The organism is Actinosynnema sp. (genome assembly GCF_052038725.1).
The window spans coordinates 1-2,331 of record NZ_JBQGCX010000495.1 but is presented as its reverse complement, the minus strand read 5'-3'; the positions used below and the strand labels follow the sequence as shown (position 1 = coordinate 2,331).

The window sequence follows — 2,331 nt, the reverse complement described above, 5'->3', positions numbered from 1 at the left end:
CCCGCACCCGCGTCGAGGACCTGGAGGTGTTCGAGACCGTCGGCCGGGACGTGGTGTTCGCCTCCGCCAGGGGCGACTTCACCCACGCGGCGTCCGGGGCGCCGTACCGGAACAACTACCTGTACAGGTTCGACTTCACCGGCGACCGGATCACCTGGTTCGCCGAGCACGGCAACCCCGTCGCGTTCGCCAAGGCCACCGGGGCCCCGCTCGGCTGACTCCCGTGCCCGCGCGGTGACCGGCGCTTATCGTGGACGACCGTGCCGCCGACCTCGCCGCTCCACCGCGCCCTGACCGATCCCGCCACCCCGCCGCTGCGCCCGCTGCCCGCGCGCGCCGCGGAACTGCTGGTCGACCTCGCCGCGCCGCCCCGGCTCGCCGCGCACCTGCGGGCGGTGCACGACGTGGCGTGCGAGCTGACCGAGTGGGTGAGGCTGCGCTACCCGCGGGCCCGGTTCGACGGCGCCGCGGTGGAGTTCGGGGCGGCGGTGCACGACATCGGCAAGGTGCTGCACCCCGAGGAGCTGTCCGGCCCCGGTTCCCGGCACGAGCCCGCCGGGCGGGAGCTGCTGCTGGCGCGCGGCGTCGAGCCGGGCTTGGCGCGGTTCGCGGGCACGCACGCGTCGTGGGCGGCGGACGGGGTGGGACTGGAGGACCTGCTGGTCAGCCTGGCCGACAAGGTGTGGAAGGGCAAGCGGGTCGCGGACCTGGAGCAGCTGGTGGTCGACCGGCTGGCGCCCGCGGGCGGGCAGGAGCCGTGGGAGGCGTTCCTGGCGCTGGACGACGTGCTCGACCGGATCGCGGCGGGCGCGGACGGCAGGCTGGCGTTCCAGGGGAGCTTCCCGACCACGGGGTGAGCGGGAGCGGACCGGTCGCGGGTGCGCGGAGCCGGCCCGGTCCCGGCGCGTCGACCGGCGCCGGGCCCGGCCGCAGGTCCGCCCGCGACCGGTCACCTCGACGAGAGCGTCCGCTCGAACGCCAGTTCCGCCGCGCCGATCAGCGTCGCCCGCGTGCCCAGCGGTGAGCGGACGACCCGCGCGCCCGCCGTCGCCTTGCTGACGATGCTCCTGGTCCGCACCGCCTCCTCCACCCCGGCCACCACCGACGGCGGCAGCTCGGCCAGCAGACCGCCCAGCACCAGCAGTTCCGCGCCCAGGACGTTCACCAGGTTGCACAGCCCCAGCGCCAACCACCTGGCAGGCTCCCGCAACGCCGCCCTCCCCGAAACCGGGTCGGCCGCGAGGGCGCGCAGCCGCCGCACCAGCACCCCGTCGTCCAGGTCCTCGGGAACGCCGAGCGCGCGGGTCAGCGCGGCCCGGCCGATCTCGGTCTCCCAGCACCCCTCGCACCCGCAGTAGCACGCCCGGCCGTCGTGCCGCACGACCATGTGCCCGAACTCGCCCACGTGGTTGCGGGGGCCGAACACCGAGGTCCCCCGGCTCACCACCCCGCCGCCCACGCCCACGTCGGCGTACACGTACGCCACGTCCGAGTCCGTCCGCCCCACGCCGCGCGCGCCCTCCGCCAGCGCGCCCAGCTCCGCGTCGTTCCCGATCTCGACGGGCAGCCCCAGCGCCTCGGAGACGCGCTCGCGCAGCGGCACGTCGTTCCAGCCCAGGTTGGGCGCGTCGCGCACCACGCTGTCGGTGCGCCGCACCACGCCGGGCACTGAGATCCCCACCGCCCGCACCCGGTGGTCCGCCTCGGACAGCGCCTCCGCCGCCCGCCTGGCGATGCGCGCGCACACCTCGGCCGGGGACCGCTCGTGCGGCGGCAGCGCCCACCGCTGCTCCACCAGCACCTCGCCGCCCAGACCGACCACGGCCGTCGACACCGAGTTGATCCGGATGTCGATCGCCAGCACGGTGGTCGAGCGCGTGCCGGGCACCACGAGCAGCGAGGGGCGACCCGCGCCCCTCGATCCCGAGGTGGCGGACTCGTCGACCAGTCCCTCCTCGGTCAGCTCGTCGACCAACGACTTGATCGTGCTGCGGTTCAGGTCCAGCGCCTCGCTCAGCGCCGTCCTGGTGGTGGGGCCCTGCAGGTGCAGGTGGCGCAGCAGCGACGTCCGGTTCCGCTTGCGCACGTCGCTCGAGAAGTTCCTCATCCGCGCGCGGCCGTCCTCTCCCGCAGGGCGAGCACCACTGCCAGCGCCGCTCCCGCCATGACCAGCGCGACCGAGAACGCCGGGCGCACGCCGACCCGGTCGGCGAGCAGGCCCAGCAGCAGCGGACCGAACGTGGTGGCCGCGCCGACCAGCAGTTGGGCCCGCGCCGCGGCCAGGTCGGTCCGGCCCCCGGAAGCCTCGACGGCGGCCGACAAGGCCAGCGG

3 protein-coding genes and 1 pseudogene are annotated in these 2,331 nt (G+C 75.9%); 2 read left to right on the top strand and 2 right to left on the bottom strand.

Annotated features, from left to right (window positions below):
- Both ACTUAL_RS09975 and ACTUAL_RS09970 read left to right on the top strand, forming a co-directional pair.
- Positions 1 to 218 (top strand): annotated as a pseudogene (locus tag ACTUAL_RS09975) (hypothetical protein); the annotation flags it as partial.
- 42 nt (positions 219 to 260) lie between these two features.
- Positions 261 to 857, top strand: coding sequence for an HD domain-containing protein (locus tag ACTUAL_RS09970; protein WP_440900066.1), 597 nt, complete (start codon positions 261 to 263; stop codon positions 855 to 857).
- A gap of 92 nt (positions 858 to 949) precedes the next feature.
- Here the strand turns inward: ACTUAL_RS09970 and ACTUAL_RS09965 are convergent, their stop codons facing one another.
- Both ACTUAL_RS09965 and ACTUAL_RS09960 read right to left on the bottom strand, forming a co-directional pair.
- Entirely contained in the window at positions 950 to 2,107 is a 1,158-nt protein-coding gene (locus ACTUAL_RS09965; RefSeq protein ID WP_096495513.1) for an ROK family transcriptional regulator, read from the bottom strand.
- The coding region (locus ACTUAL_RS09960; RefSeq protein WP_440900065.1) for a hypothetical protein at positions 2,104 to 2,331 on the bottom strand (228 nt) is incomplete at its 5' end. The genes ACTUAL_RS09960 and ACTUAL_RS09965, both read right to left, overlap by 4 nt.